The sequence below is a fragment of the Allosphingosinicella vermicomposti genome (genome assembly GCF_003012815.1).
Classification (GTDB): Bacteria; Pseudomonadota; Alphaproteobacteria; order Sphingomonadales; family Sphingomonadaceae; genus Allosphingosinicella; species Allosphingosinicella vermicomposti.
The window spans coordinates 296,545-321,289 of the sequence record NZ_PXYJ01000003.1; the positions used below are offsets into that span (position 1 = coordinate 296,545).

Here is a 24,745-nt window from a genome sequence, read left to right on the forward strand (position 1 = left end):
TCAAACTCCTCTCTCATCCCCACCCCGCTAGCCCTGAGCCTGTCGAAGGACGGATCCAGTACGCGCGAACGCCCTTCGACAAGCCCAGGAGTAGCGGTAGAGTGGCTATTCTGAGAGCGCGGTTCCCTCGCTGCGCGGGTCAGCGGCCCCCCGCCATGCCCCATCCACATATTCGGCGGCATTCACCTTGGAGCCAAGATCGCTCGAGCTGACGAGGCCGTTATAGCGCGTCAGATCGGCCTGCATTTCGCTCAGGAACGTATCCTTTTCGACCAATGTCGCGTCGCCGCCAAAATAGATATTGGGAAGTGCGATCGCCTCGGCGGCCGGCAGGCCGAAGTCGATCCAGCCGATCAGGGTTTTGGCCACGTGCATGATGATGCGCGGTCCGCCCGCCGATCCCAGCGCGAAGACCGGCCTGCCTTTCGCGTCGTAGACGATGGTCGGCGACATGGACGAACGCGGGCGCTTCCCCGCCTCGACCCGGTTGGCAAGTGGCGCGCCGTTCTTCTCCGGCGCGAAGCTGAAATCGGTCAACTCATTGTTGAGGAAGAAGCCGTCGGCGACCAGCTGGCTTCCGAAAATCCCCTCGATGGTCGACGTCATGCTTGCGACGTTCCCCGCCGCGTCGACGGCGACGAAATGGGTTGTGCTCGGCACTTCACCGGACGCGGCAGCGGTGCGCGGCTCGGCGCCCGGCGGCGTGCCCGCTTCATAAGTGCCGAGCGGCCGGGTGAGCGAAATCCTCCCCGCACGTTTTTTCAAATAAGCGGGATCGATCAGGCCCGCGACCGGCACCGACACGAAATCGGAATCGCCGATCCATTTATCGCGATCGGCATAAGCGAGCTTCATGGCTTCGGCGATGACATGCCAGGAGCGCGGATCGTCCTTCCCCAAGCGCTTCAGGTTGAACCGCTCGACGAGCTTCAGGATCTGCAAGACGGTGACCCCGCCCGACGATGGCGGCCCCATACCGCAAATCTTGTAGGTCCGGTACGGTGCGCAAACCGGGGCACGCTCCTTTGCTCGGTAGGCGGCCAGATCCGCGAGGGTTAACGGCGCGGGATTAAGCTCCGCGCCGGCGACGGCCTTCTCAATGTCGGCTGCCACCGGTCCGGCATAGAAGCCTTCCGGTCCTTTAAGCGCGATGGTGGACAAGGTGACGGCAAGGTCCGGATTGCGAACAAGCGCGCCTTCGGCCAGAGGCGCGCCGTCCTTCCAGTAAATAGCCTGCGCGGCCGGAAAATCCTTCCACAAGGGCGCGACCTGACGCAGGAAACCGGCGGTGGATTTGCTGACCGTAAAGCCTTGTTCGGCAAGGCGGATGGCAGGTTGGAACAGCCGTTCCCACGGCAATTTGCCCCAGCGGCGATGGGTTTCGGCCATCAATGCGATATTGCCTGGCACGCCCACAGACAGGCCGCCCGGAAACGCATCGCGGAACGGCACGGGCTTGCCGTCCGGTCCAACGAAGCGATCCGGCGTCGCCGCTGCCGGGGCCGTCTCCCGCCCGTCAATCGTCTGCGTGCGCTTGTTCGATGCGTCGTGGTGGACCAGGAAGCCGCCGCCGCCAATGCCGGACGATTGCGGTTCGACCACGGTCAGCGCCAGCATCATCGCCATCGCCGCGTCCGCCGCGCTCCCGCCCTCGCGCAATATCTCCTGTCCCGCTTGCGTCGCGCGCGGATCGGCGGAGGAGACGACGCCCTGCGCCGAAACGGCGGCCGGGGCGACAAAGAGGGCGATGATGAGGAAGAGGCGGGTTAACATGGCCGCAAGTCTTAACGCGCCCGGCAGGCGCCGCAAAGCGTTAGCGCAAATCTGCTCCCACCGCTTCGCTGACATTCGCGAAGCCGTCGCGGCGCAGCAGGGCTTTCAATTCCCGATTGATCCGCCGCGCCAATCCCGGCCCTTCATAAACCAGCGCCGAGTATAGCTGGACGAGACATGCCCCCGCCCGAATGCGGGCATAAGCATCCGCGCCGCTCGCAATACCGCCCGCTGCGATCAGGGGAATGGCGCCGCCCGACGCGGCACGAAATTGCTGCAGGGCGTCGAGCGCTATGGCTTTTAGCGGCGCTCCGGAAAGCCCGCCCTGCTCGCGGCAGTGGAGTGAATGGAGATGCGGCCGGGCGAGCGTAGTGTTGGACACGATCAAGGCGTCCATCCCGCGCGCCATCGCCACCGCGACGATATCGTCAATCTCGCTCCGCTCCAGATCGGGCGCGAGCTTGAGGAAGACAGGCGGCCCGCCCGGCCCCCGCGCCTCGGCCACTGCGGCGAGCAGGTCGTCCAGCGCCTGCCGGTCCTGCAGCGCCCGCAGTCCCGGCGTGTTGGGTGACGAGATGTTGACGGTCAGATAGTCGGCAACCGGCGCCATCTCCCGCACGCCAATTGCATAATCCGCGATCCGGTCGGCAGCGTCCTTGTTGGCGCCGATATTCACGCCGACGATGCCCAGCCCCCGCGCGGCGAGGCGCGGTTTGGCCGTCGCCTGCCCGTCATTATTAAAGCCCATGCGGTTGATCACCGCCTGATCCTCGACAAGGCGGAACAGGCGCGGCCGGGGATTGCCCGCTTGAGCGCGCGGCGTCAGCGTGCCCACTTCCGCAAAGCCGAAGCCCAGCCGCAGCATCTGCCCGAACACCTCGGCATTTTTGTCGAAGCCTGGAGCGAGGCCCACCGGATTGGGGAAGTCGAGGCCAAACAGCTGGGTGTGCAGCATCGGATCGGGCGCGGTGACGCCTGCGGGCATCATCTTCAGCGCCGTCAGCGTCAGGCCATGGGCGCGTTCGGCATCGACCTTGAAGACGATCGGGCGGAGGGCGGCATAGAGCGTCATGGGCGATAGCCTATGGCAGTGCGGGGGAGGCTGGTCAAAAGCCGCGATACCGTTAGGTTGACGCTCAATATAACCATCCGGGGAGGCCCAACCATGATCCGCGCTCTTCTGCTCGCTTCGACAATCCTGCTCGTCCCCGCTGCAGCGAGTGGGCAGACCACGCCCGCCCCAGCCGCGGCGGCGACTGTGCAGAAGAACGCCGATCTCGCCGCCTTGTTCGAAGCCTATGACAAGGCCGAACTTGCGCTCTCCCCTCTGTCCAAGGCTTATCGCGGCATCAAGGACGCCGATTATGGCAAGTGGGACGAGATCAGCGATGTCGCCGACGCGCGGAGCCGCGCGCTCGACCTACAAACGCTCGCCGGCATGCGTGCCCTCTTCCCTCGCGCCTCCCTCTCACCCGAAGATCAGCTGAGTTTCGACATTTTCGAGAACCGGGTCGCGCGGGGCGAGGCGCTCCACCCCTATCGCGACTATGGCTATGTCTTCGATCAGATGAACGGCGCGCAGAGTGATGGGCCGGCCTTCCTCATCAACATTCACCGCGTCGACACGCTGACGGACGCTGAGGCCTATGTGTCGCGTTTGCGCACGCTCGACACCTTCCTCGATCAGGCGGTGACCGAGGCGAAGAAGCGCGCGGCTCTGGGCGTCCTGCCGCCCAAATGGGTCTTCCCATATGTGATCGATGATGCGCGCAACGTCATTTCCGGCGCGCCGTTCGAAGCAGGCGAAGACAATGACGTCTTCGCGGACTTCAAGGCCAAAGTCGCCAAGCTCTCCATCGCCGATACCGAAAAATCCAGGCTCGTTGAGGATGCGCGCAAGGCGTTGGTCGACGAGGTGAAGCCCGCTTATGAGCGCGTCATCGCGCTGATGCAGGATCAGGAAAAGCAGGCAGGCACCGACGACGGCATCTGGCGCTTCGAAAATGGCGCGGCCCAGTACAAGGCGCTCCTTGGCTACTATACGACCACCGATATGACGCCCGATCAGGTGCACGACCTCGGTCTCGCGCAGGTCGCGCGCATCCATGACGAGATGCGTGGGATCATGAAACAAGTCGGCTTCACCGGCACGCTGCAGCAATTTTTCGAGAAGATGCGGACGGATCCGCAATTCTATTTCGCGAACACCGACGCGGGGCGGCGGCAATATCTGGACAAGACCCAGGCCTTCAATGTCGAGATGGAAAGGCTGCTGCCGACATATTTCGGCACGACGCCCAAATCGCCGCTGCAGGTGAAGCGTGTGGAGGCCTTCCGCGAGAAATCGGCGGGCAAGGCCTTTTACAATAGCCCGGCGCCCGACGGCTCACGTCCCGGGACTTATTATGTGAACCTGTTCAGCATGGCCGATATGCCCGCGACCGAGGTCGAGGCGCTTTTCTATCATGAAGGCATTCCCGGCCACCATCTGCAGCGCGCCGTGCAGACCGAGCTTGGCGGCAGCGTCCCGCCTTTCCGTCAGTTCGGCGGCTTTACGGCTTATTCCGAAGGCTGGGGCCTTTATGCCGAGCGGCTCGGCAAGGATATGGGCCAGTATAAGGATCCCTATAGCGACTTTGGCCGCCTGCAGCTCGAACTCCACCGCGCCATCCGCCTCGCCGTGGATTCCGGGCTCCACCACAAGCGCTGGACCCGCGAACAGGCGATCAAATATGTCGAGGATAATAGCGCGGATGCCAAGGGCGGCATCGTCAAGGCGATCGAACGCTACATCGTCTATCCGGGCCAGGCGACCGCTTACATGGTCGGCAAATTGAAGATCGAGGAACTGCGCGACCGCGCGCAAAAGGCGCTCGGGGACCGCTTCGACTATAAGGGCTTCCATGACGCCGTTCTGCTCTCGGGTCCGGTGCCGCTCGACATCCTCGAGCGCAATGTCGATCAGTGGATCGCCAGCAAGAAGGTCAGCTAACCGCCGCCTCACGTCACCCCGGCGAAAGCCGGGGTCTTATGCCTTAATGCCCACCTTCGAGCACGAAATCCCGCAATGCCCGCGCGTCGTGCAGGGCATTGTGGGGCACCTTACTGTTGCGAGCCGTGGAAAAGCCCGGCGTGCGGAGCAATTCGAACTTCAGACGGTAGACGTCCGCGATATCGCCCGGTCCGGTGACGAGCAGCTGGCAGAAAAGCGCGATATCCTCCGGCCAATCCGCGACGATCAACGTATCGTGATCGTGCGACAAATAGCGCGCCACCTCATGCGGCGCCGATTCCCGGCTTGTCCGTCCACCGGGAAAATCGGCCGGGATCATATCGAGATAGGGGACGACATTCTTCTGCACCCATTCGTGCACCGTCTCGGGCAGCGGCAGGACGAGATACAATTCCTCGCCGCCATCTTCCGGCACCAGAGCAAGGCTGATCAGCTCACCGCCCGTGCCATTATATTCGGTGTCGAGGAAATAGCGCATGGGGGCGCCCTACAACCTTCCCGCCCCAACCTCCACCACCGTTCGCTTCGAGCGAAGTCGAGAAGCGTTGGCGCAAGCGTGTCTCGACTTCGCTCGACACGAACGGAATGTGAGTGGTTGATTTCCTGGAGCTACGCGACCACATGGCAATCGGAACGAATCAGTCCGATTAGCTATGAAACTCACCTCCCTTGCCGATTATGCCGTCGTGATGATGGCCGCAGCCGCCCGACACGGGCCGGGCGCGCGCCTCAACGCGACCATGCTGGCGGACGAGACGGGCGTGCCGCTTCCCACCGCGCAGAAACTGGTGGGCCGCTTGGCCTCCGCAGGCCTGCTCGCTTCGGCGCGCGGCGCGGGCGGTGGCTTCCAGCTCCTCAAGGCCGCCAGCGAAATCACCCTTGCGGATATCATCGAAGCGGTGGAAGGGCCCATCGCGATGACCGCCTGTGCCGAAACGGCGCGCCACGATTGCGCGCTGGAACGGAATTGCCAGGTCAAACCCCATATGAGCGCCGTTTCGGGCGCGGTGCGCGGCGCGCTTGCAAGCGTCAGCCTCGCCACCCTCAGCCAAGGTGAACCAGCGTGACAGACGTGCGTAACCGCGAAGCCCAGGAGGCGGCCGACAAGGCCTCGACCTACGAATGGGGTTTCTCGTCCGACATCGAACAGGAATTCGCGCCCAAGGGCCTGAACGAAGACACCGTCCGCTACATTTCGGCGAAGAAAGGTGAGCCGGAATGGCTGCTCGACTGGCGCCTCAAGGCCTATCGCGCTTGGCTCACTATGGAAGAAGTCGACTGGGCGAAGCTCGACATCCCGGCGATCGACTATCAGGACGCATATTATTACGCCGAGCCCAAGAAGAAGCCGACGCTGGCGTCGCTGGACGAGCTCGACCCCGAAATCCGCCGCACCTACGAAAAGCTCGGCATTCCGATCGAGGAGCAGAAGGTGCTGGCTGGCGTCGAAGGCGCGCGCAAGGTCGCGGTCGACGCCGTGTTCGACAGCGTCTCGGTCGCCACCACCTTCCGCAAGGAACTGGAAGCCGCCGGCGTCATCTTCCGCTCCATATCCGAAGCGGTGAAGGAATATCCCGACCTCGTCCGCAAATATCTCGGCAGCGTCGTTCCGCAGCGCGACAATTATTTCGCCTGTTTGAACAGCGCGGTCTTCTCCGACGGCACCTTCGTCTACATTCCCGAAGGCGTCCGCTGCCCGATGGAGCTTTCCACCTATTTCCGCATCAACGCCGAAAATACCGGCCAGTTCGAGCGCACTTTGATCGTCGCCGACAAGGGCAGCTACGTCTCCTATCTCGAAGGGTGCACCGCCCCGATGCGCGACGAAAACCAGCTCCACGCCGCAGTCGTCGAAATCTTCGCGCACGAGGATGCGGAGGTGAAATATAGCACCGTCCAGAATTGGTATCCGGGCGACGCGGAAGGCAAAGGCGGCATCTACAATTTCGTCACCAAGCGCGCTTTGTGCGCGGGCGACCGATCGAAAGTGTCGTGGACGCAGGTCGAAACCGGCTCCGCCATCACTTGGAAATATCCGTCCTGCATCTTGAAGGGCGAAGGCAGCGTCGGCGAATTCTATTCCGTCGCCCTCACCAACAATTATCAGCAAGCCGATACCGGCACCAAGATGATCCACATCGGCAAGAACAGCCGATCGACCATCGTGTCGAAGGGCATTTCAGCGGGCCGCTCCAACAACACCTATCGCGGCCTCGTCCGGGTGAATGCGGGCGCGGAAAATGTCCGCAACTTCACCCAATGCGACAGCCTTCTCCTAGGCGATCAATGCGGCGCCCACACCGTCCCCTATATAGAGGTGAAGAACCCCTCGGCGCAGATCGAGCATGAGGCGACCACCAGCAAGATCAGCGACGACCAGCTCTTCTACGCCATGCAGCGCGGTTTGAACGCGGAAGACTCCGTCGCCCTCATCGTCAACGGCTTCGCCAAGGAAGTCCTCCAGCAGCTCCCCATGGAGTTCGCCGTGGAAGCGCAGAAGCTGCTGGGCATTTCGCTGGAAGGCTCAGTCGGATGACGGACCTCCTCTCCCGTCATGCTGAACTTGTTTCAGCATCCATGCCGGTGACAATCGGACAGTCGTACGGATGGACCCTGAAACAAGTTCAGGGTGACAATGTGCGGGTTGCGAAGGAGGCCCAGAAGCTGTTGGGAACCAACCTCGAGGGGAGCGTGGGATGATCACTTTGTGGGGCGCCGTCGGTATTGCGTTCGGACTATGGTTCGCAACTGGTTGGTATCTAAATGAGCGCCTGCAGTTAGTTCACGCAAAGCTAGATAGGCTTTTAGAAAACTTCGACGGTCTTCGAGAGTATCTCTACGAAATTGACCCTCAGTTCGATGATGAGCGCCGACTTTTGACTGAACTGTTCTCGGATAAGCCCGGAACGATGTTCTCGGGCATGGACCACATGGAGCTTGAAAAACGGAAGAGAGAAGAGGGTTATCGTACTTTGAACGCTCATTTTTTAGACGGAGGCTTCCGTGCTCCAAATCAATAACCTCCACGCCGAAGTTGACGGCAAGCAGATCCTGAACGGCCTCAGCCTCGAGGTGAAGGCGGGCGAGGTCCATGCGATCATGGGCCCCAATGGCGCGGGCAAATCGACGCTCGGCTATGTGCTCGGCGGCCGCCCCGGCTATGAGGTGACGAAAGGATCCGTCCTTTTCCGCCCCAACACCGTTCGGGCTGAGCTTGTCGAAGCCCTGCCTTCTTCTTCAAATACCGAAGAAGGGAAGGACAGCCCTTCGACAAGCTCAGGGCGAACGGACGGGTGGGTCGATTTGCTCGACCTCGATCCCGACGAACGCGCCGCCGCGGGCCTGTTCTTGGGCTTCCAATATCCGGTCGAAATTCCCGGCGTGTCGAACGTCCAGTTCCTGCGCACCGCGCTCAATGCCCAGCGCCGCGCGCGCGGTGAGGCGGAGATCAGCGCGGGCGATTTCCTCCGCCTCTCGCGCGAGCAGGCGGGCGGCCTCGGCCTCGACATGGAGATGCTGAAGCGCCCGGTGAATGTCGGCTTTTCGGGCGGCGAGAAGAAACGGAACGAGATGGTCCAGATGGGCATACTCGATCCCACCTTCGCCGTGCTCGACGAAACCGACAGCGGCCTCGACATCGACGCCCTTCGCGTCGTCGGCGAAGGCATCAACCGCATCATGCGCCGCCCGGACAAGGCCGTCCTCCTCATCACCCACTATCAACGCCTGCTCGACATCGTGCAGCCCGACGTCGTCCACGTCCTCGCTGCGGGGCGCATCGTGAAAACGGGCGGTCCCGAACTCGCGCTCGAACTCGAACGCGAAGGCTACGGAGCGATCGCGGCGTGAGTAACGTCCCCAATCGTCACCCTGAACTTGTTTCAGGGTCCATCTGGACGACCGTTCCGTCGCTTCAGAGATGGATGCTGAAACAAGTTCAGCATGACAGAAGGGCTTTGGCTCTTTCAACTTTCCTACACCCCCTCACCCGTGCTGAAAGGGAGGCGGCTCATGCAGCTTGATCTCCCCTCCAACCGGGCGGAAGCCTGGCGCTGGAGCGACCTTTCGGCGCTCCCGGCTCTTGCCGGGGAGCCGAAATTTGCCGGGACGTACCCCGACTTTCATCAACTTCCGTGGCTTGGCGACGCCCCGGAAGGCCCGCGCCTCGTCTTCGTCGACGGCACGCTGGACGCGGACCGCAGCAATCCCGGCCCCATCCGATTCGGCCCGGTCGAAGCCCGCGCCGAGGATCACCCCCTCGCCCGCCTTGCCGGGCAGCAAGGCTGGTCGCTGCGCCTTGGCCCCGATCATGCCCCCACCGGCCCCGTCCAGATCGTCCACATCTCGACCGGCGCCGCCGATCATCTACCCGCCGAAATCGCGCTCGATACCGACGCGCAGGCGAGCATCGTCGAAACCTATATCGGCAGCGGCTGGACGAACCGCCTGACCGCCATCCGCCTCGCCAAGAGCGCTCGCCTGATGCTGAGCCGCCGCCTGATCGGCGACAGCGGCTTTGTCAGTCTCACCGACCGCGCTGAACTTGGCCAGGCCGCGAGCCTTATCTCGGTCACGCTCGCTGCGGGCGGCACCGACACCCGCCTCGACGGCCGCATCGACCTTCAGGGCGAAGAAGGCTTTGCCGAAGCGGGCGGCACCCTGCTCGCACGAGGGCGTCAACGCCATGACGCCAATCTCGTCCTTCGCCACAGCGCCGCGCACGGCATGAGCCGCCAGGTCTGGCGTTCGGTCGCGGACGACAAGGCAACCTGCTCGGTGGCCGCCCGCGTCGAAGTCGCGCGGGCTGCGCAGAAGACGGACGGCGAACAATCGCTGCGCGGGCTCCTCCTCCAGCGCTCGGCGACGATCAACGCCAAGCCGGAACTGGAAATCTTCGCCGACGACGTCAAATGCGCCCATGGCGCGACCGTTGGCGAGATCGACCGCAACGCCCTCTTCTACCTCGCCAGCCGCGGCGTGCCGGTGGAGGAAGCGAAAGCCCTTCTCACCCAAGCCTTCGTTGCCGACGCCATCGACCGTATCGGCGAGGAAGCCGTGCGGGAAGCGTTCCACGCCGACGCGATGGCATGGTTCGGCTTTCCTCTCCCTTTGGGAGAGGAAGGGGCCCGCCGCGAAGCGGTGGGAAGGTGAGGGCGATGAACAAGCCGGATCACCTTCACCCTCCCATTGCTGGCACAATGGGCCCCTCCCTCTCCCAAGGGGAGAGGGAGGGGCCCCTCGACGTCGTCGCCGATTTCCCGGCGATCCCGGAAGGCTGGCACTATCTCGACACGGCGGTCAGCGCGCAGAAGCCCAGGCCGGTGATCGACGCGATCGACCGCGCTTATGCGGAAACCTACGCCTCCGTGCATCGCGGCGTCTACACGCGCTCGGCCGACATGACGGTCGCTTATGAAAAGGCGCGGGAGCGGATCGCCCGCTTCATCAACGCGAAGAGTCCGTCCGAAATCGTCTTCGTGCGCGGCGCGACGGAGGGCATCAATCTCGTCGCCCAAAGCTGGGGCGGGATCAGCCTGAAGCCCGGCGACCGCATCCTACTTTCCGTGCTGGAGCATCATTCCAATATCGTTCCGTGGCAGATGATCGCCGAGCGGACCGGCGCGGCGATCGACGTCGCGCCGCTGGCGCAGGATGGCCGCATCGACCTCGACGCCGCCGAGGCGATGCTGACCGATCGTCACAAGATCGTCGCCTTCGCCCATGTCTCGAACGTTTTAGGCTCCATCCTCGACGCCAAGCGCGCGGCAAGGATCGCGCACAAGGTCGGCGCCAAATTGCTCCTCGACGGCTGCCAGGCCGTACCGCGCCTTCCGGTCGATGTGCAGGATCTGGATTGCGATTTCTACGTCTTTTCCAGCCACAAGCTTTATGGCCCGACCGGCATCGGTGTCCTCTGGGCGCGCGCGGAACTGCTGGAGGCCATGCCCCCGATGCAGGGCGGCGGCGCGATGATCGACCGCGTCACCTTCGCAAAGACAACCTATGCCCCGCCGCCGATGCGGTTCGAGGCGGGGACGCCGCACATTGTCGGCGCGCTGGGCTTGGAAGCCGCGATCGATTATGTCGAAGGCATCGGCCTTGAGGCCATCCACGCCCATGAAACGGCTTTGGTCGCGCAGGCCCGCGAGGCGCTGTCGCGCATCAACAGCGTCCGCCTGCTCGGGCCGGAGGAAAGCGCGGGCATCGTCAGCTTCGTCATGGAGGGGGTTCATCCCCACGATATCGGCACCATATTGGATGAGGCCCAAGTGGCGATCCGCGCCGGGCATCATTGCGCCCAGCCTTTGATGGATCATTTCGGCGTCCCCGCCACCGCCCGGGCAAGCTTCGGCGTCTATAACGGCCCGCAAGATGTCGAGGCGCTGGTGAAGGGCATCGAACGCGTAGCGAGAATTTTCGGATGAATCAGGAACGAAAAATCGAGGTCGAGGAAGTGACGGAGGCTACAAAGCCGCCCAAGGCGCGCGTCGACGACGCACCACGCGAAGGCTTCGAGCGCAAGCGCGATTATCTCGCCGGCTTCCTCGCGCAAAAACCGCAGGACGATCTGCCGACCGATCCCGGCGGCAACCTCTATGAAGCGGTGATCGAGGCGATCAAGGAAATTTACGATCCGGAAATCCCGGTGAACATCTACGATCTCGGCCTCATCTACGATGTCCAGATCAGCGCGGACAATCACGCCAAGGTGTTGATGACGCTGACGACGCCGCACTGCCCAGTTGCCGAATCGATGCCCGGCGAAGTGGAACTGCGCGTCGGCTCCGTCCCCGGCGTCGGCCATGCCGAAGTCGAGCTCGTCTGGGATCCGCCCTGGGACCCGCAGAAGATGAGCGACGAGGCAAAGTTAGAATTGGGGATGCTCTAAACATGCCAAGCACCTCGGTCCGTTCGTCTCGAGCGAAGTCGAGAGGCGCATGTGGGATGATCGTGCCAGCGCCCCTCGACTACGCTCGGGACGAACGACAATCGGATGAATTGAAATGACAACAACAACCCGCGCCCGTCCCGCAGCCCTGACGCTGACCCCGACCGCTGAACAGCGCATCACTGACCTCATGGCCCGCGCGCCCGAAGGTGCGGTGGGCGTGAAGCTCTCGACGCCCCGTCGCGGCTGTTCGGGCCTCGCTTACTCGGTCGATTACGTCACGGATGCCGATCCGTTCGATGAGCGGATCGACACACCAGGCGGCACCTTGTTCGTCGACGGCGCCTCGATCCTCTATCTGATCGGCAGCCGCATGGATTGGAAGGAAGACGATTTCACCGCCGGTTTCGTCTTCGACAATCCCAACGCCAAAGGCAGCTGCGGCTGCGGCGAAAGCTTTACAGTCTGATCAGAGGCCGAGCGTAAACCGAACGGCCGCCCCCACATCCGCGCTCGCCGCCTGGATGTGGCCCGGCTGCATCCGATAGAAGGCATTGCCGCTCACATAGCCGCCGAACGCCGGAAGCCCGTAAGCCGCCTCGAAATCCAGCTCCCGTCCGGTCGGCGCGAGGTTGAACAGCTGCCGCTCGAACGTCGCGGTGCCTGTCTCGTAATCCCAGGCGATAGGTACATTCATCCCATAGCCGCCCGACCGCACCCGTAGCGGCTGGCTGATCCGCAGGGCAAGGTTGTCGCCCAGCGCCCAATTGCCCCGCCGCGAAAGATCGAAGGAAAAGGCATCGCTGACGACGCTTCCCCGATCCGTGAGCGCGCCCACATTCATGCTGGTCCAACCCCGGCGATAGGTGGCGAGTGCATTCCACCCCTTCGCGACCGGGAAGCCGATCGCCGCATCCACGAAACGCGTCCGCGATCCGCCGCCGCCAAAGGCTCCACTGAAGCGACCGCCGAGCACCGTGTCTGTCTCGGTCAGCTGCGACACACCCACCGACAAGCCGGCAGGCCCGGCCTTGCGATCGACCGTCACCCCGGCGATCCGGTACGAAGCATCGCTCGCATCGAAATCGGATCCGGAGCGATAGACATTCCCGGCCTCGTGCGTCGCCGTGACGCCAAAGCCCTTAACCTCCTGCCGCAAGCCAAGGCTCGTGCTGCCTTCCGCGAAGAAGCCGTTGCGGGCGCCCGGGTCGCGCGCGACGAGGAAGGCGTTGCCGCTCCGCCCCGCCAGCTTCTGCTGCAGGGCATGGCCGCCTTCGGAAAAACCGATCGCCGCCGCCGTCTGCGGGGTGAGGCGTGTGACCGCAATGCCCGCTATGGCCCGTGCTTCGCGGCTGTCGTCATAGGTGAGGCCCATCTGCGCGAAGCCGACATGCGCCCTGCCGGTAAAATCCTGCTTCATGGTGAGCGATACGGCGACCGGTCCGGCATCGACCGAGCGGGTCCGGGTGTTCGCGGCAAAGGCGGCGGACAAGGGCCGCTCCACCGGCGCCCGCGATATCGTCCGGGCGAGATCCAGCGCATAGGCGCGCGAATAGCCGTCGAGGATGATCGCGCCCTTCATCGCGGGCCGCGCATCACCCATCGGGCCGGATGCCGTGCCGTTCGACGACGTGGAGACCGGAACGGCGGTCCCGGCCATCATCGTCTGCCCCTGCGGCTGGAAGGCGCGGGCTATGTTGAGGATGCCGCGTCCGTAAACGCCATCCTGCCCCGTCGCGCCCGCATCATCGGCGGTCGACAGGAGCAATTGCACGATCTGCTGACCGTTGAGGTTCGGGAAGGCGCTGGCGAGAAGCGCCGCCGCCCCGCTGATCACCGGCGCGGAAAAGGACGTGCCGCTCCAATAGAGCAAGGTGCCGTTCTCATCCGGCGCCACCACGCGGCTTCCCAAAGCGGTAAGATAGCTGCCTGCTCCATTTCCCGCCCGATTGGAAAAGGACGATAAGGCTCGTGCTCCATCATGGGCGCCCGCGATGATGAGCAGGCCGTTGCCCTGCGCTGCCGACTGCAGCGCGAAGCCGCTCGGGTTGGCCTCCCCATCATTGCCGGCCGAGATGACGACGACGACACCCGCGGCCGTCGCCCGGCTGATCGCGGAGGTGACGGTCGTGCCTGCGCCGTCGCCGCCAAGCGAGATATTGATAACGCGCGCGCCGTTCGTCCGCGCAATGTCGATCGCCCGCCCGATATCGCTGTCGCGATGGAGGCAGCCGTCGTCCGTGCTGCAATCATTGGGGTTGGAGGTGTTCAAGGACAGGATCGTCGATTCAAAGGCGACGCCCATCATACCGCTCGCGTTGCGGTTCGCCGCAATTACCGCGGAAACGGCTGTGCCGTGCCCCTCGCTGTCTGAAACGCCGCGACTGGCGACGACGTCACGGCTCGCGGGATCGATGCGTCCCGAAAATTCGGCAAGGCCTGCGTTGATGCCGCTGTCGACCACGGCGACCTTAATGCCCTGTCCGCGCCCGCCCGCCTCATAAGCGCTGAGTGCGCCCGCCGCGACCGCGCCGTTCGAATTGCGATATTCCGCAGTGTCGTAATTGACGTTGGCGGGGGGAGGGGGAGGCGGCGGGGGTGGAGGCGGCGGTGTCGGCTCCGGGGCGCTCGGCGGCGCAGGCGTTGGCGCCGGGCGCGTGCCCGAGCTCCCCCCGCCGCCGCACGCGCTGAGTGCGAATGCAAGCCCGCCAACGGACAGGGCAAGTGCGACACGGCGGGAAGATATGTTGGCCATCAACAACCTCTGATTTGAAAGGCGCGGGCCAAAGGCGGCGTATCATCCGCCTCCACGTCCCGCCGCTCCCTTAATCGTATTTTCCTTTCAAGATGTTGAATATCAATGAAAATCACAAACCTAAAACGAAGCGCAGAGCCGCGCCGACATCCGCGTCGGCGGTGGCGATGTGACCAGGCTGGCGACGGTAAAAAGCATTGGCGCTGACATGCCCGCCAAAGGCCGCGACGCCATAAGCCGCCTCGAAATCCAGTTCGCGGCCGGTGGGCGCGAGGCTCAGATGCTGCCGTTCGTGGCCAACCGCGCCGGTTTTGTAGTCGTAAGACACCGGCACGTTCATGTCATAGCCCCCCGAACGGACGCGCAGTGGTTGGCTGACGCGCAGGGCAAAATTGTCCCCAGCGCGCCACAGATTGGGCCGCCCCAAGTCGAAGGAGAAAGCATCGCTGACAAGCCGGCCGCCTTCCACCAGCGTGCTGCCCGCGCCCATGCGCGTCCACCCCCGCCGATAGCTCGCCTCCAGCGCCCAACCCCCGGCAACCGGGAAGGCAGCCGCCACGTCGAGGAAGCTGGTTGACGAACCGCCGCTGCCGAACAGGCCGGCAAAGCGTCCCCCAAGCACCGTCTCGCTTTCGCGAAGGGTGTTGAGGCCAAGGCTCAACGTTGCACCTTCGACCGTGCGATCGATCGTTATCCCAGTCAGCCGATAGCGCGCCTGCTCGCCATCAACCTCAAATCCGGACCGGTAGACGCCGCCGCTTTCGCTGGTCGCGGTGAGGCCGAAGCCAGCCATGTCCTGCCGCAACGCAAAGCTGCTGGCGTCCGTGGCATGAAAGCCATGCCGCGCCATCGGATCGCGAGCGACAAGGAAGGCCCCCTGCCCGCGCCCGGCAAGGCGTTGCTGGAGCGCCCGCCCGCTTTCCGAAAAGCCGTAAGCGGCAGCCATATTTGGTGTTAGGCGTGCAATCGCCATGCCGGCAATCGCCTTGGCTTCGCGATGATCGTCATAGGTAAGCCCCATCTGCGCGAAACCGATCGAAGCCTTTCCGGTGAAGTCTTGGCTCACGGTAAGCGACATGGCGACCGGCCCTGCACCCGACATGCGAGTGCGGACATTGCCCGCGAAGGAGGCGGAAAGTGGCCGCTCCTGTGGCGCGCGGGCAAGGGTGCGGCCAAGATTGACCGAATAAGCCCGCTCATAGCGGTCGAGCACGACGACGCCCTTCATTGCCATGTCGGCATCACCCATCGGCCCGGAGGTGCCGCCATTGCCGCTCGTCGAAACCGGAACGCCGCTCCCAGCCGCCTTGGTGACACCCTGAGGCGCGAAGGCGCGGGCGATATTGAGGATGCCGCGCCCATAAGTGGCGTCCTGGCCCACAGCGCCCGCATCGTCGGCGGTACTGAGCAGAATTTCGACAATCTGGCGCCCGGTCAGGTTCGGAAAGGCGCTGGCGAGCAAAGCCGCCGCGCCGCTGATCACGGGCGCCGAAAAGGACGTGCCTTTCCACGTGTAAAGCTGCCCGTTTTCGTCGGGCGCGAGGATGTTGCGGCCAAGCGCCATCAGATAATGCGCAGCCGCAGCGCCCGCCTTGTTCGAAAAGTCCGCGCTGGTGCGGTTGCCCTCGTGAGCCCCCGCAATGATGAGAAGGCCGTTGCCCTGGCTCAGCGCGTCGAGAGCAAAGGCGCTTGGATCGGCGCCGCCTTCATTGCCCGCGGAAACGACGACAACAATTCCGGCCGCCGCCGCCTTGCTCAAGGCGGCAAGCGTATCGCTGCCAGCCCCTTCACCGCCGAGGGAAATGTTGATGACACGTGCGCCGTTTTGAATGGCGACATCGATCGCCTCGCCAATATCCGCGTCATTGTGGCGGCAGCCTCCTGTCGGGCAATTGGCGGGATCGGCGGTGTTGAGGGACAGGATCGTTGCTTCGAACGCCACGCCCATCATGCCGTTGCCATCGCGCGCGGCGGCGAGCACGGCGGATACCGCCGTGCCATGGCCTTCCTGATCGGTCACGCCGCGATTGCCCGCAACGTCGCGGCTCGCAGGGTCGATCCGCCCCCGGAATTCGGGGAGGTTCGCGTTGATGCCGCTATCGACCACCGCAACCTTGATCCCCTGGCCCCGGCCACCAGCCTCATAAGCGGAGATCGCACCCGCCATGTTGGCGCCGCCCGACCGCTGATATTCAACGGTGTTGTAGCTCGTGCCAGGCGCTGGCGGCGGAGGGGGCGGCAACGGTACGCTGGCGGGAGGCGAGGAAATCGGCGCGGGGCGGGCACCGCCTCCGCTGCTTCCGCCGCCGCAACCGGCAAGCGCGAGGGAGGACAGGCAAACCGAAAGAATAAGCGCATGGCGCGTAGCACGAATACCCATAGGATAACCCGTTCGATGAGGTTGGAGTATTTTCGCTACGAGGGTGAGGCTTAGGGCCGAGCCGTTACTTTTTGCTGAGGCTTCATGGTGAAAATGGCGTTCACCATCATTGCAATCCGCGTATTGTGCTCCGGCGAAAGCCGGAGCCCAGCGGCGCCGACCGAACGGCTGGACCCCGGCTTTCGCCGGGAACTTCCAAGCTGGCGTCCATAAGACTAAAGCCCAGTCCATGCACGCCGACCTTGCCCATATCGACGCCTGGATCTTCGATCTCGACAACAGCCTCTATCCGGCCTCGGCCAACCTCTTTTCTCTGATCGATGTCCGGATGGGCGAATATATCGAGCGGCTTTTGGGCTGCGATTCCGTGGAGGCGCGCCGGGTCCAGAAAGCCCATTTCCTGGAACATGGCACCACGCTTGCCGGGCTGATGGCGACGCACGGCATCGATCCGCACGATTTCCTCGATTACGTCCATGACATCGATCTCGCCCGCATCTCCGCCGATCCTGCTTTGGTGAGCGCGATCGACCGGCTGCCGGGCCGCAAGTATATCTTCACCAATGCGTCGGTCGGCTATGCGGACCGGGTGCTCGACAAGCTTGGCCTCGCCAATTTGTGGGACGGCATGCACGACATCCATGCGATGAATTATGTGCCAAAACCCAATCCCCTTTCCTATGCCGCCCTCTGCGAAACCCATGGCATCGATCCGGCCCGCGCCCTGTTCGTCGAGGACATGGCCCGCAATCTGAAGCCCGCAAAGGCGCTCGGCATGACGACGGTCTGGATCGACAATGGCTCGGAAAGCGGCGGTCACGATGCCGATCCGGCCTTTATCGATTACCGGATCGCGGATATCGGCGTCTGGCTAAATGAAATCTTGGGGAATGAGACACGATGACGAGCGCGCTGCAGCAGACGATCGAACAGGCCTGGGACGCGCGCGAGGGCATTTCGCTCACCACCACCGGTGCCGTTCGTGATGCGGTGAATAAAGCGCTCGCCCTTCTCGACAGCGGCGCGGCCCGCGTCGCGCAGCCGGACGGTCAGGGCGGCTGGCAGGTCAATCAGTGGCTCAAAAAAGCCGTCCTCCTCTCCTTCCGCCTCAACGACAATGAACTGGTCGACGGCGGCGCGGCGGGTGCCCCGGCCTTCGACAAGGTTCCGTCCAAATTTTCCGGCTGGGATGAAGCCGCCTTCCGCGCGGCGGGCTTCCGCGCGGTGCCGGGCGCCGCCGTTCGCCGTGGCGCCTTTATCGGCAAGGGCGCCATCCTGATGCCGAGCTTCGTCAATATCGGCGCCTATGTCGGCGAAGGCACGATGGTCGATACCTGGGCAACCGTCGGCAGCTGCGCGCAGATCGGCAAGAACGTCCACCTGTCCGGCGGTGCTGGCATCGGCGGCGTGCTCGAGCCGCTCCAGGCCAATCCAGTGGTGATCGAGGATGGCTGCTTCATCGGCGCACGCGCGGAAGTCGCCGAGGGCGTCATTGTCCGCGAAGGCGCGGTCCTTTCCATGGGCGTCTATCTCGGCGCCTCCACCAAGATCGTCGACCGTGCCACCGGCGAAGTGTTCCGGGGCGAAGTGCCCCCTTACGCCGTCGTCGTCCCCGGCGCACTGCCCGATCCGAACGGCGGCCCATCCCTTTATTGCGCGGTGATCGTCAAGCGCGTCGACGCGCAGACGCGTGCCAAGACTGGCATTAATGAACTCCTGCGCGACTGAAACGCGTTGGGGAGAGCATAATCAAGCTGGCCATTGATCTGCGCGAACGCCTGTCCTGGCTCCGCACTGGAGCCGGACGGCGCACCCTCGCTATCGGCCTAGCCCTGCTGGTCGAAGCGCTCCTGCTCCTCCTTCTGCTCTCGCTCGGCGCGGACAAGCAGCCTGGCCAAGAAAAGAACAGCCTGACGGTCGTCGACCTCAGCGCCTTCGAGGCTTCGGATGCGCCTGAACCGGACAGCCCAGAGAGCGCGCCACAAGCGGAGGAACAGCCCACCCCGCTCTCGCCGACAGAGCAGCCGCCAGAGCCGCAGCCCGCCGAACCTCTGCAGCCCGTACAACTTCCGGCAGCACCGGTCGCGCCTCCCGTTCTTCCGACACCCAATCTCCGGCCCTCATCTCCCGAGGCTCCCCGCGCTCCCGCCCAACCAGCCCCCGCGCGCCGGGCCGTTTATGGACCGCCGGACAAAGGCGGCTCTCCTACGCTCAGGGACAGCGAGCGGGTGGGGACTGCGCCCAATGGCGAACCGCTTTATGCCGCGGCCTGGTATCAACGGCCGCGCCCCGACATGCTGCGCGATTATCTGTCGACGGCAAGCGGCCCGGGCTGGGGCCTGATCGCCTGCCGCACGGCGCCGAATTATCGGGTCGAAGATTGCGTGGGGCTCGATGAATATCCGCAAGGCTCGCAAATCACCCGCGCCGTCCTTGCCGCCGCCTGGGAGTTCAAGGTGCTGCCGCCGCGGCTCGGCGGCAAAACATTAGTAGGCAGCTGGGTCCGGATCAGGATCGATTACGGCATCGAGCGGCGGCGTTAGCGACGAGCGCCAGCTCCGCCGCTTCAGCGGGCCTCGGCGATGAGCTTGGCGGCTTCTTCGCCCGCCCAGTCCTTTTCGCCGACCATCCGCCAGACTTCCTTCCCCTCCGAATCGTAAAGGATCGTCGTCGGTAAGGTGGACGTGTTGAGCGCCATCATCAAAGCTGCGTCGCCATCGAGATGGCTCTCCAGCACCTTCAACGGCCGCTTGGCGAAGAAGGCATCGACCGCCTCGCGGCCGCCCATATCCTGGCTGATCAGCACGACCTGAACATCGCCTCGCCTCGCCAGCGCATCGAGCGTCGGCAGTTCGGCGATGCAGGGCGCGCACCATGTCGCCCAAAGGTTTGCGAGCACCGGTTTGCCCGCGAAATCCGCCAGCGTTACCTCCTCGCCGTCCGGCCCCTGAAAGGCGGTATCTGGCGCGGCTTTTCCCGCCTGGCTGCGGTCGATGCCCTTGCCGCTCGCGGACGCCGGGGTGGGCGCAGTCTCATTGGCCTGCGCTTGCGGCGCTGGGGCCTTTTCCCTATCGCAAGCGGCGAGCGCCAAGGCGCCGATGATCGGGAGAAAAAAGATCGAAAGCCGCACGGGCAACTCCAATTCAATGTGGGGCGGGCGCTTCGCCGAAGGGCCGTCTGCTGTGATGCGCGAGATAAATGCCTCCATCCCCTTCGACAAGCGATTGTGGCGGCAGGATATCGCCGCGTCCAAGGCCCATGTCGCAATGCTCGGCGCGCAAAAGATCGTCGCTGCCGAGGATGTGCGCGCGATCAGCGACGGCCTCGACCGTATCGCCGCCGAATATGAGGAAGGCGGCGTTCCGGAGGAACTCGCGCTTGAAGACATCCACATGCACGTCGAAAGTCGGCTGAAAGAGTTGATCGGCCCCGCCGCCGGGCGGCTCCACACCGCCCGTTCCCGCAACGATCAGGTCGCGACCGACTTCCGCCTGTGGGTGCGCGACGCGATCGACGCGGTTGATGCGGGCCTCGCGGCCTTCCAGTGCGCGCTTATTGCTCGCGCCGAGGAACATGCCGATACGGTGATGCCGGGCTTCACCCATCTTCAGGTCGCCCAGCCGGTGACGCTCGGCCATCATCTCCTCGCCTATGTCGAGATGATCCGCCGCGACCGCTCGCGCTTTACCGATGCCCGCGCCCGCATGAACGAAAGCCCTTTGGGCGCCGCCGCGCTCGCCGGAACCAGCTTCCCGCTGGACCGGGACGCCACCGCGGCGGCGCTCGGCTTCGACCGGCCGATGGCGAACAGCCTTGATGCCGTCTCCGACCGCGATTTCGCCCTCGATTATCTGATGGCCGCCACCCAGTGCAGCCTCCATCTCTCGCGTCTTGCCGAGGAGATCATCATCTGGGCGAGCCAGCCTTACGGCTTTGTCGCGCTGCCCGATGCTTATTCCACCGGCTCATCCATCATGCCGCAGAAGCGCAATCCGGACGCGGCCGAGCTGGTGCGAGGTCATTCGGGCCGCATCACCGGCTGCCTCACCAGCCTGATGATGACGATGAAGGGTCTGCCGCTCGCTTATTCGAAGGACATGCAGGACGATAAGCCACCGGTCTTCGAAGCGCATGATCTCCTCGCCCTTTCCATCGCCGCGATGACCGGCATGATCGAAACCATCGCCTTCCGCCCCGAACGGATGCGCGCGGCGGCGGCGGGTGGCTTTTCGACCGCGACCGACCTTGCCGACTGGCTGGTCCGCGTCGCCAATGTGCCGTTCCGCGAAGCCCATGAGATTACCGGCAAGGCCGTGCGCGCCGCCGAGCAGAAGGGCTGCTATCTCTGGGAACTCGATCTAGCCGATCTCCAGGCGATCGATCCGCGTATTAATGCCTCGATCTTCGACGTTCTGAGCGTCGAAGCCTCCGTCGCCAGCCGGACGAGCTTCGGCGGCACCGCCCCGTCAGAAGTCCGTGTCCGCATCGCGGACGCTCGCCGCCTGCTGGAGAAACAGCCATGAAGGCCCTGATCCTCGCCCCCCTCATCCTCCTTGCCGCCTGCGGGCAGCGGGAGGCGCTGCGTCCCGCGCCGGGGCAGAGCCTGCCGCCAACCCCGCTCGGCGCCCCCGACCAGCCGACGCCGGCGGAACTTCTCGAGGTTCCGGCCATTGCGCGTCCGGAGCGAACCGAAGAGGTTTTGACGCGATCGGAAGAGCGCGAGACGGACCGCTTCGATCTGCCGCCAACCTGACCCCCACTCATCCGGAGTTATGATGAAACCCGTTCGCAAGGCAGTCTTCCCGGTCGCCGGTCTTGGCACGCGCTTCCTTCCCGCCACCAAGGCGTTCGCCAAGGAAATGCTGCCCATCGTCGATCGCCCGCTCATCCAATATGCGGTGGATGAAGCGCGGGAAGCCGGGATCGAGCAGATGATCTTCGTCACCGGCCGCGGCAAAGGCGCGCTCGAAGATCATTTCGACATCGCATTCGAGCTTGAAACGACCATGGCCGCGCGCGGCAAGTCATTGGATCCGCTCGCCCCCACTCGCGCGCCTTATGGCGGCGTCGTGTCGGTCCGCCAGCAGGCGCCGCTCGGCCTCGGCCACGCCGTCTGGTGCGCCCGCGATATCGTTGGCGACGAGCCCTTCGCCGTCATCCTTCCCGACGATCTCATGTGGGGTAAGCCCGGTTGCCTTGCCGAGATGATGGAAGCCTATCACCGTTATGGCGGCAATATCATCTGCGTCGAGGAAGTCGCCCGCGAACGCACCGCGAGCTACGGCATCATCACCCCAGGCGCGCGTGACGGCAATGTCACCGAAATCACCGGCCTCGTCGAAAAGCCGAAGCCCGAAGAAGCGCCCTCCACCCTCGGCGTCATCGGCCGCTACATCCTCCAGCCCGAAGTCATGAAGGTGCTCGACAATCCGGTGAAGGGCGCGGGCGGGGAAATCCAGCTCACCGACGCCATGGCGACCCTGATGGGCAAGCAGCCCTTCCACGGCGTCACCGTCGCGGCGAAACGCTACGATTGCGGCGACAAGGCCGGTTTCGTTACCGCCAATATCGCGCTGGCACTGGAGCGTGACGATGTCGGCCCGGCGGTCCGGGACTTCCTGGGCAGCATCGGCTAGACATGCGCTGCTTCGGCCTCCTTGTCGGCGATGGTCCGGTCCGCCGGATCGCACGCGAGGAGGCCGCAGCTTATCGCGGGCCGGGCTTCGTCTGGCTCCACGCTGAAAACGGCATCGACAGGGAAGTCGAATTGCTGGCGGGCGAGGAAGACATTCCCGATGTCGCGGCGAGCGCGCTGACCGCCACCGAAACCCGTCCGCGCTGCGACCGGATCGGGGACGGCGCGCTCGTCAATCTGCGCGGCCTTGCCGAACAAGGCGTGGAGAGCGCCGACCGACTCGTCTCCATCCGCTTCTGGGTGCGCCACGGCCGAGTCACTTCGGTCTGCCGCCGCCCGATGTCCGCGACGGACAGCGTGGTGAAGGAGATGGAAGCCGGACGCATCCTCGATCCTGGCGACCTCGTTGCCGCCTTTGCCCGCACCCTCAGCCAGGAACTCGATCCGGAAGTCGCCGATCTCGGCGACCAGCTCGACGATTGCGAGACGGAACTCGAAACGCGCAACATCTACCGCCTGCGCGCCCGCATTGCCGCGATCCGGGTTGAAGCCATCGCCTATCGCCGCTTCGTGGCACCGGACCGCGACGCGCTCCTTAGCCTTGCCGCGATGGACTTTGACTGGTTGGCGGAGGAAGACCGGCTCCACATCCGCGATGCCGCCGACCGTTTCGCACGCATGGCGGAGGAGTTGGAGGCCGTCCGCGAACGCGCCGCGCTCCTCCACGAACAATTGACCGATCTGCGCGCCGAACAGCTCGACGTGCGTTCGCTCATCATCGCCATCGTCGCGCTCATCTTCTTGCCCCTTACCTTCATCACCGGCCTTCTCGGCATGAACGTCAAGGGCATTCCCTATGCGCAGGAACCTTGGGCGTTTTGGGGCGTCGTGGCCTTCTGCGCCGTGATCGGCATCCTTGTCGCGATTTACTTCGCCCGCATTCACTGGTTTCGGCGTTAAACCCGTATTTCCCGTTTCCCCGCTTTATTTTATCCTGAGCGGCGATTTGTGTTCGGCCTAAAAACGGAGGCGATGATGGGTTCCATGCGATTGCTCGACCATATGCTTGGCCGGATCGTGGAGGAAGGCGAACTCATCGTCACGCAGGCGGACGGCACCGTTCACCGCTATGGCCGCCCCGCACCCGGACGCCAGCCCGTCGCCATCCGGTTCACCGACGCGCGCGTGCCGTTCGACATTGTCCGCGATCCCCGGCTCGGCGCGGGGGAGGCTTACATGGACGGCCGGATCGTCATGGAGCGGGGCGAGATACTCGACCTTCTCGATCTCGTGCGCGGCAATGGGCCCTATGAAGCGGGCGCCGCGCGCGGGCTCAAGACGCGGGGCAAGGATCTGCTCGCCCACCTCGATCGCTTCAACTGGCGGCGGCGGTCCAAGCGCAACGTCGCGCATCATTACGACCTGAGCGACCGGCTTTACGATCTTTTCCTCGACGCCGACCGCCAATATAGCTGCGCCTATTTCACCGATCCGGAAAAGGGGCTCGAACAGGCGCAAAGCGACAAGAAGGCGCATATCGCGGCCAAGCTCCACCTGAAGCCGGGACAGAAGGTGCTCGACATCGGCTGCGGCTGGGGCGGCATGGCGCTTTATCTCAACAAGGTTGCCGATGTGGACGTACTCGGCATCACCTTGTCCGAGGAGCAGTTAAAGGTTGCGCGTGCGCGGGCACAGAAGGCCGGCGTCGCGGACCGCGTGAAATTCGAGCTGATCGATTATCGCGATGTGGCCGGTCCCTTCGACCGCATCGTTTCGGTGGGCATGTTCGAACATGTCGGTCCGCCCCATTATCGCGGCTTTTTACGCAAATGCCGGGATCTGCTGGTCGAGGACGGCGTGATGCTGCTCCACACGATCGGGCGCATGGGGCCACCGGGCACAACCGACGCCTGGACGTCCAAATATATCTTCCCCGGCGGCTACATCCCCGCTCTCTCGGAAATGGTCGCCGCGAGCGAGAAGACGAAGCTGATTGTTTCCGATGTCGAGACGCTGCGCCTTCACTATGCCTTCACGCTCGACCATTGGTATCGCCGCGTCACGGACCGCAGGACCGAGATCATCGCTCTTTACGACGAACGCTTCTTCCGCATGTGGCAATTCTATCTGGCGGGCGCGCTGGTCTCGTTCCGTCATGGCGGCATGGTGAATTATCAGCTCCAATTGATCCGCAATCGCCACGCCGTGCCGCTGACGCGCGATTATATGGCGGAGGCGGAAAGGGCGCTTCGCGGAGAGGCAGCTTAAACGCTTGAATAGCGGGCCCTCCCTTGGCATTG

General features: G+C 64.1%; 23 protein-coding genes. 17 read left to right on the forward strand and 6 right to left on the reverse strand.

Features of this window, described 5'->3' with window-relative positions:
• Nucleotides 1-105 precede the first annotated feature (105 nt).
• A complete protein-coding gene (gene ggt, locus C7I56_RS10230) occupies nt 106-1,773 on the reverse strand; it encodes a gamma-glutamyltransferase (protein ID WP_106640496.1) in 1,668 nt (555 codons plus the stop codon).
• A 40-nt stretch (nt 1,774-1,813) separates the two neighbouring features.
• Nucleotides 1,814-2,845, reverse strand: a complete 1,032-nt coding sequence (locus C7I56_RS10235) for a quinone-dependent dihydroorotate dehydrogenase (RefSeq protein ID WP_106640497.1) — start codon at nt 2,843-2,845, stop codon at nt 1,814-1,816.
• Between the two features lie 93 nt (nt 2,846-2,938).
• Here C7I56_RS10235 and C7I56_RS10240 point away from each other — a divergent pair, with 93 nt between their 5' ends.
• Nucleotides 2,939-4,765 (forward strand): DUF885 domain-containing protein, encoded by a 1,827-nt coding sequence (locus C7I56_RS10240; RefSeq protein ID WP_106640498.1) that lies wholly within the window; start codon nt 2,939-2,941, stop codon nt 4,763-4,765.
• Between the two features lie 43 nt (nt 4,766-4,808).
• On the opposite strand, the gene C7I56_RS10245 is transcribed toward C7I56_RS10240, so the two are convergent.
• A complete protein-coding gene (locus C7I56_RS10245; RefSeq protein WP_106640499.1) occupies nt 4,809-5,264 on the reverse strand; it encodes a 3'-5' exoribonuclease in 456 nt (151 codons plus the stop codon).
• Between the two features lie 175 nt (nt 5,265-5,439).
• Here C7I56_RS10245 and C7I56_RS10250 point away from each other — a divergent pair, with 175 nt between their 5' ends.
• The 8 genes from C7I56_RS10250 (at nt 5,440) to C7I56_RS10285 (ending at nt 12,144) form a co-directional block, all read left to right on the forward strand.
• Nucleotides 5,440-5,853 (forward strand): RrF2 family transcriptional regulator, encoded by a 414-nt coding sequence (locus C7I56_RS10250; protein WP_106640500.1) that lies wholly within the window; start codon nt 5,440-5,442, stop codon nt 5,851-5,853.
• A complete protein-coding gene (gene sufB, locus C7I56_RS10255; RefSeq protein ID WP_106640501.1) occupies nt 5,850-7,322 on the forward strand; it encodes a Fe-S cluster assembly protein SufB in 1,473 nt (490 codons plus the stop codon). Before C7I56_RS10250 ends, sufB begins: the two co-directional genes overlap by 4 nt.
• Before the next feature lie 160 nt (nt 7,323-7,482).
• The gene (locus tag C7I56_RS12385; RefSeq protein WP_158703096.1) at nt 7,483-7,806 is read left to right on the forward strand and encodes a hypothetical protein; all 324 of its coding nucleotides are present in this window, start codon (nt 7,483-7,485) and stop codon (nt 7,804-7,806) included.
• The gene (gene sufC, locus C7I56_RS10265) at nt 7,790-8,635 is read left to right on the forward strand and encodes a Fe-S cluster assembly ATPase SufC (protein ID WP_106640503.1); all 846 of its coding nucleotides are present in this window, start codon (nt 7,790-7,792) and stop codon (nt 8,633-8,635) included. The genes C7I56_RS12385 and sufC overlap by 17 nt, the downstream gene beginning before the upstream one ends.
• A 162-nt stretch (nt 8,636-8,797) precedes the next feature.
• Nucleotides 8,798-9,937, forward strand: coding sequence for a SufB/SufD family protein (locus C7I56_RS10270; protein WP_106640504.1), 1,140 nt, complete (start codon nt 8,798-8,800; stop codon nt 9,935-9,937).
• Between the two features lie 47 nt (nt 9,938-9,984).
• Complete coding sequence (locus C7I56_RS10275) at nt 9,985-11,211, forward strand: cysteine desulfurase (RefSeq protein WP_106640505.1); 1,227 nt, start codon at nt 9,985-9,987, stop codon at nt 11,209-11,211.
• Entirely contained in the window at nt 11,208-11,675 is a 468-nt protein-coding gene (locus C7I56_RS10280) for an SUF system Fe-S cluster assembly protein (protein ID WP_106640506.1), read from the forward strand. The genes C7I56_RS10275 and C7I56_RS10280 overlap by 4 nt, the downstream gene beginning before the upstream one ends.
• Nucleotides 11,676-11,790: 115 nt before the next feature.
• On the forward strand, nt 11,791-12,144 hold the full coding sequence (locus C7I56_RS10285) for a HesB/IscA family protein (RefSeq protein ID WP_106640507.1): 354 nt from the start codon (nt 11,791-11,793) through the stop codon (nt 12,142-12,144).
• Here C7I56_RS10285 and C7I56_RS10290 read toward each other — a convergent pair whose 3' ends face one another.
• A complete protein-coding gene (locus C7I56_RS10290) occupies nt 12,145-14,430 on the reverse strand; it encodes a S8 family peptidase (RefSeq protein WP_106640508.1) in 2,286 nt (761 codons plus the stop codon).
• Nucleotides 14,431-14,542: 112 nt separating this feature from the next.
• Nucleotides 14,543-16,810 carry a S8 family peptidase gene (locus C7I56_RS10295; RefSeq protein WP_158703097.1) on the reverse strand — a complete coding sequence of 756 codons (2,268 nt, stop codon included), beginning with the start codon at nt 16,808-16,810 and terminating at the stop codon, nt 14,543-14,545.
• A 229-nt stretch (nt 16,811-17,039) separates the two neighbouring features.
• On the opposite strand from C7I56_RS10295, the gene C7I56_RS10300 reads away from it, so the two are divergent.
• The 3 genes from C7I56_RS10300 (at nt 17,040) to C7I56_RS12630 (ending at nt 19,353) form a co-directional block, all read left to right on the forward strand.
• The gene (locus tag C7I56_RS10300; RefSeq protein ID WP_106640510.1) at nt 17,040-17,714 is read left to right on the forward strand and encodes a pyrimidine 5'-nucleotidase; all 675 of its coding nucleotides are present in this window, start codon (nt 17,040-17,042) and stop codon (nt 17,712-17,714) included.
• Complete coding sequence (dapD, locus tag C7I56_RS10305) at nt 17,711-18,538, forward strand: 2,3,4,5-tetrahydropyridine-2,6-dicarboxylate N-succinyltransferase (protein ID WP_106640511.1); 828 nt, start codon at nt 17,711-17,713, stop codon at nt 18,536-18,538. Before C7I56_RS10300 ends, dapD begins: the two co-directional genes overlap by 4 nt.
• 500 nt (nt 18,539-19,038) lie before the next feature.
• Nucleotides 19,039-19,353, forward strand: a complete 315-nt coding sequence (locus C7I56_RS12630; RefSeq protein WP_245409676.1) for a hypothetical protein — start codon at nt 19,039-19,041, stop codon at nt 19,351-19,353.
• Between the two features lie 23 nt (nt 19,354-19,376).
• Here the strand turns inward: C7I56_RS12630 and C7I56_RS10315 are convergent, their stop codons facing one another.
• Nucleotides 19,377-19,940, reverse strand: coding sequence for a TlpA family protein disulfide reductase (locus tag C7I56_RS10315; RefSeq protein ID WP_245409677.1), 564 nt, complete (start codon nt 19,938-19,940; stop codon nt 19,377-19,379).
• Between the two features lie 16 nt (nt 19,941-19,956).
• On the opposite strand from C7I56_RS10315, the gene argH reads away from it, so the two are divergent.
• The 5 genes from argH (at nt 19,957) to C7I56_RS10340 (ending at nt 24,713) form a co-directional block, all read left to right on the forward strand.
• A complete protein-coding gene (gene argH, locus C7I56_RS10320) occupies nt 19,957-21,333 on the forward strand; it encodes an argininosuccinate lyase (protein ID WP_106640514.1) in 1,377 nt (458 codons plus the stop codon).
• Nucleotides 21,330-21,563 (forward strand): hypothetical protein, encoded by a 234-nt coding sequence (locus C7I56_RS10325; RefSeq protein WP_106640515.1) that lies wholly within the window; start codon nt 21,330-21,332, stop codon nt 21,561-21,563. Before argH ends, C7I56_RS10325 begins: the two co-directional genes overlap by 4 nt.
• A gap of 22 nt (nt 21,564-21,585) precedes the next feature.
• Nucleotides 21,586-22,446: a UTP--glucose-1-phosphate uridylyltransferase gene (locus C7I56_RS10330; protein ID WP_106640708.1), complete on the forward strand. Its 861-nt coding sequence runs from the start codon at nt 21,586-21,588 to the stop codon at nt 22,444-22,446.
• Between the two features lie 2 nt (nt 22,447-22,448).
• The gene (locus C7I56_RS10335) at nt 22,449-23,405 is read left to right on the forward strand and encodes a zinc transporter ZntB (RefSeq protein WP_106640516.1); all 957 of its coding nucleotides are present in this window, start codon (nt 22,449-22,451) and stop codon (nt 23,403-23,405) included.
• 84 nt (nt 23,406-23,489) lie between these two features.
• On the forward strand, nt 23,490-24,713 hold the full coding sequence (locus C7I56_RS10340; RefSeq protein WP_106640709.1) for an SAM-dependent methyltransferase: 1,224 nt from the start codon (nt 23,490-23,492) through the stop codon (nt 24,711-24,713).
• Nucleotides 24,714-24,745 lie beyond the last annotated feature (32 nt).